Raw genomic sequence first — 14,655 nt, 5'->3', positions numbered from 1 at the left:
CATGAGATACACCGTCTTGATACGGGGAGTCTTACCCGTATCAAGACGTTTTTTTTGCAGGAGGTAAGGGTAGCGATGAAGGCAGCAACCGTACGTTATATACTGGATACGATCGGAGACATGTTCCCCGACGCCCATTGTGAATTAAACCACAGCAATGCTTTCGAACTGACGATTGCCGTTCTGCTGTCCGCACAGTGCACGGACGAAACGGTGAACAAGGTAACGAAGGATTTGTTTCAAAAGTACAAGTCCCCGGAGGATTATGTGGCGGTTCCATTGGAGGAGCTCGAGCAGGATATCCGCAGGATCGGATTATTCCGCAACAAAGCGAAGCATATCCGTAATCTTTGCATGCTTTTAATGGAACAATACGGCGGTGAAATACCGCGGGAGCATGATGAGCTGGTGAAACTGCCTGGCGTTGGCCGCAAGACTGCCAATGTCGTTGTTTCCAACGCCTTTGACGTACCTGCCATTGCTGTAGACACGCATGTGGAACGGGTATCCAAACGCCTGGCGCTGGCGAATTGGAAAGATTCCGTGCTCGAAGTGGAGAAAAAGCTGATGAAGCAGGTGCCGCGTGAAGAGTGGACCTTGACGCATCACCGCCTGATCTTTTTTGGACGCTATCACTGTAAAGCCCAGAATCCGAAATGCCAAGTATGCCCGCTGCTGGATGTTTGCCGCGAAGGAAAAAAACGTATGAAGACTTCCCAAATCAGAAAAGATAAGTAAGGATATAAACTGGACTAAAGAAAGGCTGCTTTGCTTTAGTTCATTTTATGAAGAAGGATAGGAACTACAAAGATGGAGAAGGATGGGATAATCATGAAATGCATCTCAGTATATACTGACAATTTCGAAATTTTTTCCGATATTATGGATCAGGTAATGGAAACCGAGCTTGCCGAAAACGAAGAGAGAGAGTTTGAAGGCATTACGGTCAGCCATTCCGGCGACGTGCCAGAGCATTACCTGGACCGCATGTCCACCAAGCCCGAGGTTGTCGTGATGAAGGACAAGTCCCGCGGCACAACCATTTTGCAGCACGGCAAGGTATTCGAGATTCTCGTGCCTGAACTGGAAAACGCAAGCGCATAAAAAACGAATGAATTTACCAAGTATAAAACCGAAGCTATTCGGTTTTATTTTTTTTGGAAAGAAAGTAACGGCTCGGGCTTAAAATGTTTCTCATTCATCCCGCATGATGTTAAAATGTAACTATTTGAAGAATCTGCATAATGTATGATATCGCGACAAACATCGCATCGTTCATTGAACAGACATGAAGGGGAGAGAAGGCAAGCATGTCGACATCGAGTCCTACGATTCAATCAGATAAAGGTTCCCTGCAGCGGCTGCAGGAGAGCTTGCAAGCATGGGGGGACGACAAGTCCTCGAAGCTCATGGATGATTTGCTGGCAAAGGCGTCTGCAGGTGAAATGACGATTGCTTTTTGCGGCCATTTTTCCGCGGGTAAATCCAGTCTCATCAATTCCCTGTGCGGCAAAAAGGTGCTTCCGTCCAGTCCGGTTCCGACGAGCGCCAACGTGGTGTCGATCCGGAACGGACAGCCTCATGCCCTCATCTATCCGGTCATCGAAGGGGAAGCCGCTGATCGGAAGGCGAAACCGCAGGAGGTCTCACTGGATGAGCTTTATACATACGCCACCAACGGAGGCGCGTACTCTTCGGTAGAAGTCTGGGATCACATCCCGCTTCTAGGCGGCCGGGGAGTACTGATGGATACGCCGGGCGTGGATTCAACCGATGACAGCCACCAGAAGGCGACGCATTCGGCACTGCATTTGGCGGACACGGTGCTGTATGTCATGGATTACAACCATGTGCAGTCGGAGAACAATCTCGCTTTCGCCAAAAGCCTGTCGGACTGGGGCAAGCCGCTGTATCTGGTCGTCAATCAGATCGACAAGCACCGGGAGCAAGAGCTTTCCTTCGAAAAATATAGAGCGGAAGTTGAAGCAGCATTCAAGCGCTGGCAAGTTCGTTATGAAAGCTTGTTGTTCACGACGCTGAAGGAGCCTGAGCATCCGTATAACCAATGGAAGCAGATCCAAGAGCTTATTACCGATCTGATCGATAAGCGGGATCCGATCCTTCATTACAGCCTGGACTGCTCGGCCCGTCATATCGTGGAACAGCATGTCAAGAATTATGCGGATTCGCGGGAGGATGACAAGCAGCAGCTGCTGAAAGAAATGGGCGGAGAGGAGCAGGCGGCAAGGCTCGAGGCAGAAATCGGGGCCTATCGGAAAGAGCTGGAGCGTCTGAAGGATCTGCCGCAAACCGAGCGCGAAAGCGTACGCAAGCAGGTGGATAAGCTGCTGGACAACGCCAATTTAACGCCGGCGGAGCTGAGAGAAACGGCTGGCCGGTTTCTGGAAAGCCGGAAGAGCGGCTTCAAGGTAGGACTGTTGTTCGCCGGTGCGAAGACACAGCAGGAAAAGGAAGAACGGCTCTCCAGGTTTAAGGAAGCATTGCGGGAGCAATCCTCCTCTCAGGTCGAGTGGCATTTGGCGGAGCTGCTCAAAACGTGGGGCAAGTCGCAGAACGTATGGACGGAAGAGCGGGAGCAAAGCCTCGCGGCATCGATGCCGGAAATCAGCGGCGATATGCTGGAGAATTCGGTGAAACCGGATGCGGTCCTCTCCGGTGAATATGTGCTGAATTACTGTCGCATGCTGTCGGCAGACATCAAGGGCTTATACCGCCGCGCCGCCATGAACGCGGCGGAGGGCATGCTGGCGGATGTGGCCGCATCCGCCAAGGAAGAGCAGCAGCGCGTCATCGCATCCCTGAACGCGCTGCTTGCACAGTCCGCCGCGATGTCCCGCTATATGGAGCTGGAGCGGGACATCGCGGCGCGCGCGGCAGCAGCACGCCAGCAGCTGCCGGCGCCAGCAGCGCTCACCCCCGGCTTCCTGCCGACGGTGAGCGCGCCTTCCCCTGCGGCTGCGCAGCCGCAGGGCATCGCTGGCGCGCGGACGGCCGCGCCAGCCAAGGCCCCGCGCAGCGGGGCGGAGCCGCTCGGCGGCGGGGCCTTCGGCCGCCGCCAGCGGCTGGACGCGGCGGCAGCGCGCCTGCAGGACGCGGCTGCGCTGCTCGCGCGCTATCCCGCGCTGGCTTCCGCCGCGCGGGGACTGCGCAGCCGTGCCGATGCACTGGCCGGCGGCTCGTTCACGCTCGCGCTGTTCGGTGCGTTCAGCGCGGGCAAGTCATCATTCGCCAACGCTCTGCTCGGCGAACGGGTGCTGCCCGTATCGCCGCATCCGACCACGGCGGCGATCAACCGCATACTGGCGCCGCAGGAAGGCTTTGCCCATGGGACCGCCCAGGTCATGATGAAATCGCCGGACACATTCCAAGAGGATCTGGCCTATTCCTTCTCCGTGCTGCAGCTGGGTACGCCGGCAGAGGATAACTGGCTGCAGGCGATCGAACAGCTGCAGCCTGAAGGAATCCATCCCGCGGGTCTGCCGCACTATGGCTTCCTGAAGGCGGCCGCTGCAGGCTGGAAGGAAGCGCAGCCGCTGCTCGGAACTGTGCAGACAGTGGATATGGACGGCTACAAGTCTTTTGTCGCCGATGAGACCCGTTCCTGCTATGTTGAACGGATTGATTTGTATTACAGCTGTCCGTTGACCGAGCAGGGCATCGTTCTGGTGGATACACCGGGGGCGGATTCGCTTCACGCCCGGCATACAGGCGTTACTTTCCAATACATGAAGCACGCGGACGCGATCGTGTTCGTGACGTATTATAACCATGCCTTTTCCAAAGGCGACAGGCAGTTTTTGACCCAGCTGGGCAGAGTAAAGGACAGCTTTGCGCTGGATAAAATGTTCTTTATCGTCAATGCCGCGGATCTGGCTTCCTCGGAGGAAGAGCTCGGCCAGGTCGTGAAGCATGTGGAAACGAATCTGAAAGCCAGGGGCATACGGCTTCCGCATATTTATCCGGTTTCAAGCATGAAGGCGCTGGAAGGCAAAATGGAGGGCGACGCTGCGCTCTATGCAGAATCCTCCTTCGAATCGTTCGAGAAAGCGCTGGGTGCTTTTGCCGGGGAGGAGCTGCCGAAGCTGTCTCTCGCCAGCGCCGTGCAGGAGATTTCCGGTGTCCGCCAGCGCGTCATTGAATGGGGACGGATGGCGCGTCAGGATGCAGGTACCAGAGAGCAGCGCCGCCAGCAGCTCAGCGTAGTCAATGACCGGGCGCTTGAACGGATCGGGGCTTTCGGCAGTCAGGATCTGGCGCGCGAAGTAGAGCAGGAGACACGTGAACTGTTGTTCCATGTCCGCCAGCGCATCGGCTTCAACCTGGGCGAGTTTTTTGCCGAAGCGTTCCATCCGTCGGTACTCCGGGAAGATGCCGGGCAATTGAAGCGAATTTTTGCAGACTGCGGCAGGGAACTGGAGCGTACCCTTATTCATGAGCTGGAGCAGGAGCTGTGGGCAACGACGCTTCGCCTAGAGAACAAGGGGAAAGCCGTTCTTCATACGGCAGCCGAAGCCGCTGTGCAGGACATCCGGGGCTATGATGCGGTCATCCTGCTGACGCCTCCGGAAGAAAAGCAGTGGGCCGCGCCCGATTGGAATGATGCGGGACAGACCGGATTCGTGGACTGGTCGGCGTATGGTTCCTTCTTCAAATCGCCGAAGCATTTCTTTGAGGACGGCGGCAGGGAGAAGCTGAGAAACGCAATTGAGCCCGTAATTAAGGAAGCCGTGAGCAGCGAAGCGGCTGCCAAGCAAGAAGTGCTTGCTGCGTTCTATGGCGGTCTGGTGAAGACGGCGCAGTCGAGGCAGGAAGAAGAGCTGAAAGAGCAGCTTCGGGAGGCGATGGAAGCGGCAACGGATTCGCTGTCTTCCGGGGAGCAGGCTGAGGTGTGGGATCAGCTTGCCGCGCAGCTGCAGCAGCTGGAACAATCACTGGCTTAATGACATAGGAACGGAAGCTTAAAGGAACGTCTGATGACGTTCCTTTTTTTGCTGCACGTGTTGGACATCAGACCGGGTTTGTACTGAATTTTGATAATGGCGTTCAGGTCGTTCGCGATTCCCGGGTGGCCGAAGTTGACGGTAATGATAATGATGTAAAGCGATCATTTTTTTCTCCTATGAATTTGTCCCTGAAGGGATGGATTTCGCATCCATCATGGGTAGCGAATCGGTTAAAAACTTGCAGCAAATAGGCGAAATGGAAGTGTATTGACAGGCGGAATTCTTTTTTTGCCGGGTTGGGCAGAGATATCGAGTATTTCCAATGATTTGATAAGGATTTCGGGATTATGCAAAGGTAATGCCCATTCGTTGCCAAAGCCGCGAAAATATGCCCGGTTATCCTCTTTGCCGCCTTGGAAAGACGATGTTAAACTTCATAAATATTCAACATCACTTCCCGGTTGAAGTGATCAAGTTTGAGATGACTCGAAGGAGGAGAACCATGAATGTTCTCAGGCAAATGCAGAGCTTTTTTTGGGAGAAGCGGAGTTTTTTATATCTATCTATACTCTGCCTCGCCATAGCTACTGCCTTGGGGTTAGTAACCCCAAACCTGCTGCGCGCGCTGATTGATGATGCAATCCTGCCGCAGCAATACGACAAAGTTCCCGCACTGGCACTCACTGTAATCGGTGTTGTCATTGTGAAAGCGCTTATGCAGTTTTTAAGCGGTCTTCTTGGCGGAAGAATGGGGAACTATCTGGCATACCGTTTACGGAACGGCTGCTACGAGAAACTGCAAGTCTTGTCTTTCCGGTATTACGACACGGCCAGAACGGGTGATTTGATGTCCCGCCTGACCGGGGATCTCGAAGCGATCCGCCAATTCATTGCTTTCGGCATCCCGCAAATCCTAAATACGATACTGATGGTGGTATTTGGTGCCGTCGTCATGATGACGATCAGCTGGCAGCTAACGCTTCTCACGATGATCAGCATCCCGTTTCTGGTTATCGTCGCCCTGAAGTTCGAGAATCGCATTCATCCGGCCTTTCAGGAAATGCGGCTGGCACTCAGCGCACTGACCACCTCGGTTCAGGAAAATATTACGGGGGTACGGACGGTAAAGTCCTTCGCGCGCGAGCCTTATGAAGTGGATAAATTCTCGCTGCGCAACGAGCGGTACAAGAGCAACCAGATTTTTGCGTCGGGCCTGTGGAGCCGCTATTTCCCTCTCATGGAGCTTCTGGCCTCCGTCTGCGTCGTCATTCTGCTCGGCGTCGGCGGCAGGATGGTTATCCATGAAACATTATCGCTCGGCGGATTGGTCGCGTTCTTCAGCTTGATTTGGTACATCATCGGTCCCATGTGGAACATCGGCTACCTGATCAACAACTATACGCAGTCGGAGGCATCCGGCGAACGTGTCATGGAGCTGCTGAACCAGCCGATTGACGTGCAGGACAAGGACAATGCGATCCGTTTGAATTCCGATGAAGTAAAAGGCCATGTAACATTCGACCATGTCACCTTTGCCTACGGCAACAAGCTCGCAGCCATTCAGGACATCAGTCTGGATGCGCCGCCGGGAACGGTCATCGGCCTGCTTGGAGGAACCGGCTCCGGTAAATCCACGATCATTCAGCTGCTGATGCATGCCTATAACGTGAACGGAGGCAGTATCAAGCTGGACGGGGTCAATATTAATGATATTTCGGTTCAGAGCCTGCGGAGCCAAATCGCTTCCGTGTTCCAGGAGACCTTCCTGTTCTCCTCCAGCATCCGCAACAATATCGCTTACGGCATCAAGGATGTTTCGATGGATGAGATCATTCGTGCGGCGAAGCTGGCGAAGGCCCACGATTTCATCATGGAAATGGCTGACGGGTATGATACGGTGGTTGGTGAACGGGGGATGGGCTTGTCCGGCGGACAAAAGCAGCGGATCGCGATTGCGCGCGCATTGCTCAAGAATCCGAAGATTCTCATTCTGGATGATGCGACAAGCGCCGTCGACATGGAAACCGAGCATGAAATCCAATCCGGATTCCAGGAGGTCATGCGCGGCCGCACGACTTTCATCATCGCGCACCGCATTTCGTCCCTGCGCCACGCCGACGAGATTCTCGTTCTGGACGAAGGCAAAGTCGTGCAGCGCGGCAAGCATGATCAATTGATCGCGGAGGCGGGACCTTATCAGGATGTTTACAATATACAATATGCAGACCACATTGCCCGGATGAATGGTAATGCAGGAGAGCAGGTGAGCTCATGAGCACGGTCGTGAATACCGACAAGCGCCCGAAGAACGACCCTGGCAAACCAAAAGGCAAAATGCCGGGTAAGACGGGCGAACGTTTCGTATATCAGGATGATGAAATCATCGAAAAGCCCTTTAACTGGGCGCAGCTGACAAGGCTATTTGCCTACATGAAGCCGTACGCGAAGCAGCTGCTGCCGCTGGTCATTTTCATGATGATTCTCGGAACCGTCACGAAGCTGACCGTCCCTTATCTGACGGGTATGGCCATAGATAAGGCTATTTCGCCGGAGGATGGATCTTCAAGCGTCAAAATGTTATACACAATCACGGCGATCGTACTTGTCCTGTACATTATCCAGTGGCTGGCAAGTACATACCGGATCAAATTCACGAATATTATCGGACAGAGGGTCATATATGATCTTCGGAGTGATTTGTTCAAGCATATTCAGAAGCTATCCTTCAACTTCTTCGATAAAAGGCCGGCCGGATCCGTCCTGGTGCGCGTAACGAACGACGTCAACTCGCTGCAGGAGCTGTTCACCAGCGGCGTCGTGAATTTAATGATTGACTGCGTGCAGCTGGTGGGCATCGTCGTCATCCTGCTCCTCATCAATTGGAAGCTGGGGCTTGCCGTTATCCTCACGGTCCCTGTCATGTTCGTGATCTCCACGAAGCTGCGGGTACGGATCCGCCGCGCATGGCAGGACGTGCGGATGAAGAACTCCCGGATTAATTCCCACTTGAACGAAGCCATTCAAGGCATCCGTGTTACGCAAGCGTACACGCAGGAGCAGGAAAATATCCAGTTCTTCGACCAGATGAACCTGCAGAGCAAGAAATCCTGGGACCGCGCTTCTATGCTGAACCAGGCATTCGGGCCGCTGATCGAAATTACCGGCGGGGTCGGCACGCTGATCCTGTTCTGGTTCGGTGCTTATCTGATTCAGCACGGACAGCTCGAAGTCGGTCTGCTGGTCGCATTCTCCAGTTACGTGGGCAACTTCTGGGAGCCAATCAACCGCCTCGGCCAGATGTACAATCAGCTGCTGGTGGCAATGGCCTCCTCCGAACGGATCTTCGAATTCATCGACGAGAAGCCGAACATCGACGACAAGCCGAATGCCGTGCCGATGCCTAAGATCAAAGGCGACATCAAGCTTCAGGACGTCGTGTTCGAATACGAAAAGGGACGGCAGGCGCTCAAGGGCATTAATCTGGACGTGGAAGCCGGGCAGACGATCGCTCTCGTCGGTCATACCGGCTCGGGCAAAAGCACGATCATTAATTTGCTGAGCCGATTCTATGATATTTCGAGCGGGAAAATCACCATTGACGGTTTGGATATCCGGGATGTCCAGCTGGAAACGCTGCGCAGCCAGATCGGCATCGTGCTGCAGGACACCTTCATTTTCTCCGGCACGATCCGCGATAATATCCGTTTCGGCCGATTGGATGCGAGCGATGAGGAAATCGAGGCTGTGGCCAAAGCCGTCAATGCGCATGAGTTTATCGAGAAGCTGCCGGGCGGCTATGAAACCGAGGTGGAAGAACGAGGCAACATGCTGTCCATGGGACAACGTCAGCTGCTATCCTTTGCCCGTGCCCTGCTGGCCGATCCGCGAATCCTGATTCTTGACGAGGCAACGGCCAGCATTGATACGGAAACCGAGCTGAAAATCCAGGAAGCACTCAAGGTGCTTCTGAAGGGCCGGACCTCCTTCATCGTGGCGCATCGTCTGTCGACAATCCGCCACGCGGACAAAATCATCGTCCTCGATCACGGCGAGATTAAGGAACAGGGCAACCACGCGGAGCTGATGCAGCATCGCGGAACCTATTTCGGCCTGATCGAAGCACAGTTCCGGTTCATCTAGTGGTAAAAGCGGAAGTGGAACCATTTTGCGGAAAAATCAATAAACATTTCCTAAATATCGACAGTCGAAAGGCCTATAAATAAGGACAGTTTGTGAACATTGGTGGAAATTGTCGGAGCACTCTTGCAATCTTTCTCTTTAACCCTGAAAATAGTTATAGTGGTATACAGATGTGGTATATGATTAGGGGGGAATTGGGAAGTGGTGTGGGGTGCTCCTTTTTCTGCACATGCCAAGAAGATGCTGCTGCTGGGCAGCGGAGAATTGGGAAAAGAAGTGGTGCTCGAAGCCCAGCGACTGGGTGTGGAGACCATAGCCGTGGACCGTTATGCCAATGCGCCTGCCATGCAGGTTGCCCACCGGTCCCATGTGATTGATATGCTCGATGCCGATTCCCTGAAACAGATCATTCATCAGGAAAAACCGGATATCATTGTACCGGAAATTGAGGCTATAGCTACGCATGCTTTGCTGGAACTTGAAGAAGAAGGATTCCATGTCGTTCCGACGGCCAGAGCGGCCCGATTGACGATGGACCGGGAGGGAATTCGCCGGTTAGCGTCAGAGAAGCTCGGTCTGCCTACGGCAGATTATCGTTTTGCCGATAGTTTGGAGGAGCTGAAAGGCGCCGTGTCCGCACTTGGAACGCCATGTGTGGTCAAGCCTATTATGAGTTCTTCCGGTAAAGGCCAGAGCGTATGCCATACGGAAGCAGATGTCGAAGCCTGCTGGAATACCGCGATGGAAGGCGGCCGTGCAAAAAGCACCCGGGTCATCGTGGAAGCTTTTGTCTCATTTGATAGTGAAATTACGCTGTTAACGGTACGATCCGTAAGCGGAACCATTTATTGTAAGCCGATTGGTCATATTCAAAAGGATGGCGATTACGTCGAGTCCTGGCAGCCTCATTTCATGAATGGGGAGCAGCTGCAGGAAGCCGAAGCGATTGCTAAAGCCATCACGGATGAACTCGGGGGATATGGCATTTTCGGAGTAGAACTGTTTGTTACCAAAGAAGGAATCATATTCAGTGAGGTATCGCCCCGTCCGCATGACACCGGGATGGTGACTATGATCACCCAGGATTTATCGGAATTTGCCCTGCATGTCAGAGCGATTCTCGGTCTTCCGATTCCGTCGGTCGAATTGCTAACGCCGGGTGCATCGGCAACGTTGAAAGCGAAGCATGCAAGCATGAATTTTGCTGTTGGTGGTGTGGAGGGTGCGCTCAGCTTGCCCCGGACCCAGGTTCGAGTCTTTGGCAAGCCTGAAACAAGGACTGGCCGGAGAATGGCTGTCGCCTTAAGCGCGGATACGGATCTTCAAAAAGCACGGAATACGGCTAAGCAAGCCGCCAGTCTTTTACAAGTGGAGGAATATGATCATGAACAGTAACATTTTGGCTCCTGCTCTGCAAATTCGCAATTCCGACTGTGAGTGTGATCTCGAAGCGGTAATCTCCCTGATGAGGGAACTGAATTATCCAACCACGATCAATGTGATGCGTGAACGTATTCAGGCTTCCGAGAACAACCCGAAGCTGTGCACCATGGTGGCCGAGCTTGACGGCAAGGTGGTCGGTATGATCGCCCTGAATCAGGTGAAGTCCTACGCGAGAAGCGAGACGGCGACGCAGGTTTCCGCGCTTATCGTATCGGAGGAGCACCGCGGACAAGGGATCGGCAAAAGGCTGATCCGCAGCGCCGAAGCATGGGGACAGAGCCAAGGAAGCCATATCCTGTTCCTGACGAGCGGCAACCGTGTTGAGCGTGCGCCTGCCCATGCATTCTACGAACATATCGGTTTTGAGAAAATCGGATATCAGTTTGTCAGAAGACTCAAATAAACTGCTACATGATAATATGTCCGTCCCTGTTCAAGGGGCGGACTTTTTGTTTTGCGCGCGCCATGCCATAAAAGGGAACGTTTTTTTATTTACAACTTTGCGCTCCGTGATATAGAATACCTTAGTAAAAATCAGTAAGCGTTTACAATGGCCGGCTCCATGAAATGCTGCGCTTAGCTTGGAAGAAGCCAAGAAAGATAAAAGGATGGATGAGAACATGTACAAGCTGCTGTTGGTAGAAGACGAGGAAGACGTGCGCGACGGACTCGTGGAAGAAATCGATTGGGAAAGCCATGGATTTCAGGTGGTGGATACGGCAGAGAACGGCAGGGAAGCGGCCGAGCTGTTCGAAAAGTATATGCCGGACGTGGTGGTCACGGACATTCAGATGCCTTTTATGGACGGGCTGCAGCTTGCCGGGTGGATTCGCGAGCATTATCCGACGACCAAAATTGTTATTTTGACCGGATTCGACGAATTCGAGTATGCCCAAAAGGCGATCAAGCTGCAAATTGACGAATATGTGCTTAAACCGTTCTCTTCACAGGAACTCATCGAAGTCGCGCTGAAGGTAAAACGGCAGATGGACGAAGAAGCATCCGAAAAGGAAAACGTCCATGTCTTGTTGGAGCATTATCGCAAAAGCATTCCTGTGCTCAGGGAGCTTTTTTTGTCTCAGCTGGTTTCCCGCCGGATGCCGCTCGAAGAAATACACGATAAGGGACGCAGTTATGGACTGGATTTGGGTGGTCAAAGCTTCATGGCCTCTGTGCTTCGTATTGACTATGTTCACAATCTTCCCGAAGAAGCTGGGGTCAGTGGGCCGGGAACCTCCGCAGGATCATTGAAATATTCGGAAGACCGTTACCTTCAGCTGTTCGCCGTATTGAATATAGCGGATGAAATATGCGAAAGATCGGGGAACTACAAGGTATTCATCCATTTGGAGGACTGCGTGCTGCTGTCGACATTGCCGGAGCGTGAGGCGGGAGCCGCGGCGCAAATGACGTTAGCCGTTTTGGAAGAGATCCGGCTCAACGTATTCAAATATTTGAAGCTTACGCTTACATGCGGTGCAGGCACGGTATGCGGCCACCCCGGAGAAATCCATTCGTCCTATCAAAAAGCGATGCAGGCGCTGGATTACCGTCTCATTCTCGGCAATGACCGTGTCATCTGGATCGGGGATGTCGAATCGCAGCCGTATGAATCACTCAGCTTTGACGAGCTCAAGGAACAGTCGCTGATCCGCTGCCTGAAGGTAGGCACGCCCGAGGAGCTGGACGTCATTCTCGGCAACCTGTTCAGCAATATGCAGGTCGCGCAGCTATCCGTGCAGGATTGCCAGGTGTATTTGATGGAAATTCTCGCCTGCATCATGAAGGTGGCCAAAGAATTCAGCGTGGATCTGGAGGAATTGTTCGGAGTGGGAGCTTACCCGTTCGCGGAAATCTACAAATACAACAATATGCAGGAGGTCAGGCAGTGGATCGGCAGCGTTAGCGTGAAGCTGATGAACGCCATCGCCCAGGGAAGGCAAACCGGATACAACCAGCTGGTCGAAAGCGCAAAAGAATATATCCGTCTCCATTATCAGGACAGCGATATTTCGATCAATAAGGTGTGCAAGCATCTGCATATCAGCACGGGGTATTTCAGCAGCATTTTCAAAAAGGAAGTCAAAATGACTTTCGTTAACTACCTCATGCATATTCGCATGGAAGCAGCAAAGGAATCCCTCAGAACAACCGATTTGAAAACCTTTGAGATCGCCGAAGCGGTCGGCTTTTCAGACCCGAACTATTTCAGTTTCTGCTTCCGCAAAAAATTCGGCATTTCGCCGAAAGAATACCGAAGCGGCGCCGGGGGTGCATAAACGAGTGAACATCCAGCCTAAACGGAACATGCCGAAGATGCCCCGGATCCGGGAATCCTTCCGGCTGCAGAGCATTCAGACGATTATTACCGTTTCCTTCACGCTCATGACAATTCTGGTCGTGGTCGTCGTCAGCTTGATGCTGTACAACAAATTCAGCAAGACGGCAGAAGAAAATGCACATCTGAACATTCATCAAATCATTGAACAGGTCAACTACCATCTGGAGCTTTATGTCAAAGGAATGCAGGATATTTATGAAGTGGTGGAAGGGCAGATCAATGATGCGCCGGATATTTCGAGTCCGCTGCTTCGGGAACAGCTGAGTACGCTGCTGCATACCCGGGAGGACTTGGTTTCTGTCGGGCTTTTTACGCCTGCGGGCGACCTAGTACTGGACGTTCCCGATCTGGATATGCGCAAGAACACAATGCTAGAGGAGCAGAGCTGGTTCGAATCCGCCCATTCGCAGCCGCAGAAGCTCTCTTTTTCAGCTCCCCATATCCAGAATTTATACAAAGGACAATATAAATGGGTTGTATCACTGAGCCGGATCATCAAGTACAAGGATCATGGAACGGTCAAAGAGGGCATTTTGCTCGTCGATGCCAACTTCCGGACGATCGATGAGCTCAGCCGCAAAGTCAGCCTGGGCAAACGAGGATATGCGTATATCATCGATGACCTCGGCAATCTGGTGTATCATCCGCAGCAGCAGCTGATCTATGCAGGCTTGAAATATGAGAACTTGGAGCCTGTATTAAAGTATGCTTACGGAAGTTACACCGACAAGCCGGCGGGCGAACCCAGATACATCACAATCCGGACCGTGGAGCCGATCAAATGGAAGGTTGTCGGAGTCGCTTACCCCGATGAAATCGTTACGACGAAAAAGGACCTCAACCAGTTCATCTTGTGGTTCCTGCTGGTCGTATGCGCAGCCGTCGTTGTGCTGGCGATATTCGTATCGGCCAAAATTTCGCAGCCGCTTCGGAGGCTGGAAAAATCAGTCCAAAGCGTCGGGCAGGGCGATTTCAGCACGCCGATCCATGTCAGCGGAGCGCACGAGGTAGTTCAGTTATCCAAACGGTTTAATTTCATGCTTCACCGCATCCGGCAGCTGATGGATCAGATCATTCATGAGCAGGAGGCCAAGCGGAAAAGCGAGCTCGACGTGCTGCAGTCGCAGATCAATCCGCATTTTCTTTATAATACGCTCAACTCGGTCGTACGCCTGGCGGAGAAAGGGAAGAAGGAAGAAATTGTGGCGACCATCACGTCGTTGTCCAAATTTTTCAGAATCAGCCTGAGTAAAGGCAAAAACATTATCCCCCTCGAGGAAGAGCTGGAGCATGTCCGCCATTATTTGATTATTCAGCAAATCCGTTTTAAAAATAAATTCCATTATGCCATCGAATGCGAGGAAGGTGCGCTTTCCTGCGTCACGCTGAAGCTGATCCTGCAGCCGATCGTGGAGAATGCCATACATCACGGCATCGAAAAGATGTCCGATGAAGGCTTCATCCGCATCACGGCAGCGCTGCAAGAGGAACAACTGGTCATTAAAATCGCTGACAACGGACTCGGCATGACTAAGCAGATCATGGACCAGCTGCTCACCGGAAGCGTAAGGAGCGGAGGTTCCGGGGTTGGCGTCAAGAATGTGAATGAACGGATTCGCCTGTATTACGGAAAAAGCTTCGGACTAAGCTTCGAGAGCGAGCTGGAAGAAGGCACCACCGTGACGATAACGATGCCGGCAATAAGAATGGAAGCCGAGCAGCAGGAAAGAGGGATATCATGAGAAATCTTCGTACGGTCCGGCGGAG

The 14,655-nt window shown here is 52.8% G+C and carries 9 protein-coding genes; all 9 read left to right on the top strand.

Going from position 1 to position 14,655, the window contains the following annotated elements:
- Positions 1-75: 75 nt before the first annotated feature.
- The 9 genes from nth to ACTHPM_RS07875 all read left to right on the top strand — a co-directional run bounded on the left by nth (position 76) and on the right by ACTHPM_RS07875 (position 14,630).
- On the top strand, positions 76-738 hold the full coding sequence (gene nth / locus ACTHPM_RS07915; protein WP_440394640.1) for an endonuclease III: 663 nt from the start codon (positions 76-78) through the stop codon (positions 736-738).
- A 93-nt stretch (positions 739-831) separates the two neighbouring features.
- A complete protein-coding gene (locus tag ACTHPM_RS07910; RefSeq protein ID WP_440394639.1) occupies positions 832-1,104 on the top strand; it encodes an NAD/NADP transhydrogenase alpha subunit in 273 nt (90 codons plus the stop codon).
- Positions 1,105-1,310: 206 nt separating this feature from the next.
- Complete coding sequence (locus ACTHPM_RS07905; protein ID WP_440394638.1) at positions 1,311-4,961, top strand: dynamin family protein; 3,651 nt, start codon at positions 1,311-1,313, stop codon at positions 4,959-4,961.
- Between the two features lie 505 nt (positions 4,962-5,466).
- The gene (locus ACTHPM_RS07900; RefSeq protein WP_440394637.1) at positions 5,467-7,239 is read left to right on the top strand and encodes an ABC transporter ATP-binding protein; all 1,773 of its coding nucleotides are present in this window, start codon (positions 5,467-5,469) and stop codon (positions 7,237-7,239) included.
- Between the two features lie 59 nt (positions 7,240-7,298).
- A complete protein-coding gene (locus tag ACTHPM_RS07895; protein ID WP_440395382.1) occupies positions 7,299-9,104 on the top strand; it encodes an ABC transporter ATP-binding protein in 1,806 nt (601 codons plus the stop codon).
- Positions 9,105-9,308: 204 nt separating this feature from the next.
- The gene (purT, locus tag ACTHPM_RS07890) at positions 9,309-10,499 is read left to right on the top strand and encodes a formate-dependent phosphoribosylglycinamide formyltransferase (protein ID WP_440395381.1); all 1,191 of its coding nucleotides are present in this window, start codon (positions 9,309-9,311) and stop codon (positions 10,497-10,499) included.
- Complete coding sequence (locus ACTHPM_RS07885) at positions 10,489-10,950, top strand: GNAT family N-acetyltransferase (RefSeq protein ID WP_440394636.1); 462 nt, start codon at positions 10,489-10,491, stop codon at positions 10,948-10,950. The genes purT and ACTHPM_RS07885 overlap by 11 nt, the downstream gene beginning before the upstream one ends.
- A 217-nt stretch (positions 10,951-11,167) precedes the next feature.
- Entirely contained in the window at positions 11,168-12,826 is a 1,659-nt protein-coding gene (locus ACTHPM_RS07880; protein WP_440395380.1) for a response regulator, read from the top strand.
- Between the two features lie 37 nt (positions 12,827-12,863).
- Complete coding sequence (locus tag ACTHPM_RS07875) at positions 12,864-14,630, top strand: sensor histidine kinase (protein ID WP_440395379.1); 1,767 nt, start codon at positions 12,864-12,866, stop codon at positions 14,628-14,630.
- Positions 14,631-14,655 lie beyond the last annotated feature (25 nt).

Source organism: Paenibacillus sp. SAFN-054, from assembly GCF_051966755.1.
Classification (GTDB): domain Bacteria; phylum Bacillota; class Bacilli; order Paenibacillales; family Paenibacillaceae; genus Paenibacillus_AQ.
The sequence above is the reverse complement of the archived record's forward strand: the minus strand, read 5'-3'. Positions and strand labels throughout refer to the sequence as shown.

What these genes read in the sequence shown, in the direction of transcription:
- nth (WP_440394640.1), top strand. Translation starts at nt 76, where the DNA reads ATGAAGGCAGCAACCGTACGTTATATACTGGATACGATCGGAGACATG.
- ACTHPM_RS07910 (WP_440394639.1), top strand. Translation starts at nt 832, where the DNA reads ATGAAATGCATCTCAGTATATACTGACAATTTCGAAATTTTTTCCGAT.
- ACTHPM_RS07905 (WP_440394638.1), top strand. Translation starts at nt 1,311, where the DNA reads ATGTCGACATCGAGTCCTACGATTCAATCAGATAAAGGTTCCCTGCAG.
- ACTHPM_RS07900 (WP_440394637.1), top strand. Translation starts at nt 5,467, where the DNA reads ATGAATGTTCTCAGGCAAATGCAGAGCTTTTTTTGGGAGAAGCGGAGT.
- ACTHPM_RS07895 (WP_440395382.1), top strand. Translation starts at nt 7,299, where the DNA reads ATGCCGGGTAAGACGGGCGAACGTTTCGTATATCAGGATGATGAAATC.
- ACTHPM_RS07885 (WP_440394636.1), top strand. Translation starts at nt 10,489, where the DNA reads ATGAACAGTAACATTTTGGCTCCTGCTCTGCAAATTCGCAATTCCGAC.
- ACTHPM_RS07880 (WP_440395380.1), top strand. Translation starts at nt 11,168, where the DNA reads ATGTACAAGCTGCTGTTGGTAGAAGACGAGGAAGACGTGCGCGACGGA.
- ACTHPM_RS07875 (WP_440395379.1), top strand. Translation starts at nt 12,864, where the DNA reads ATGCCCCGGATCCGGGAATCCTTCCGGCTGCAGAGCATTCAGACGATT.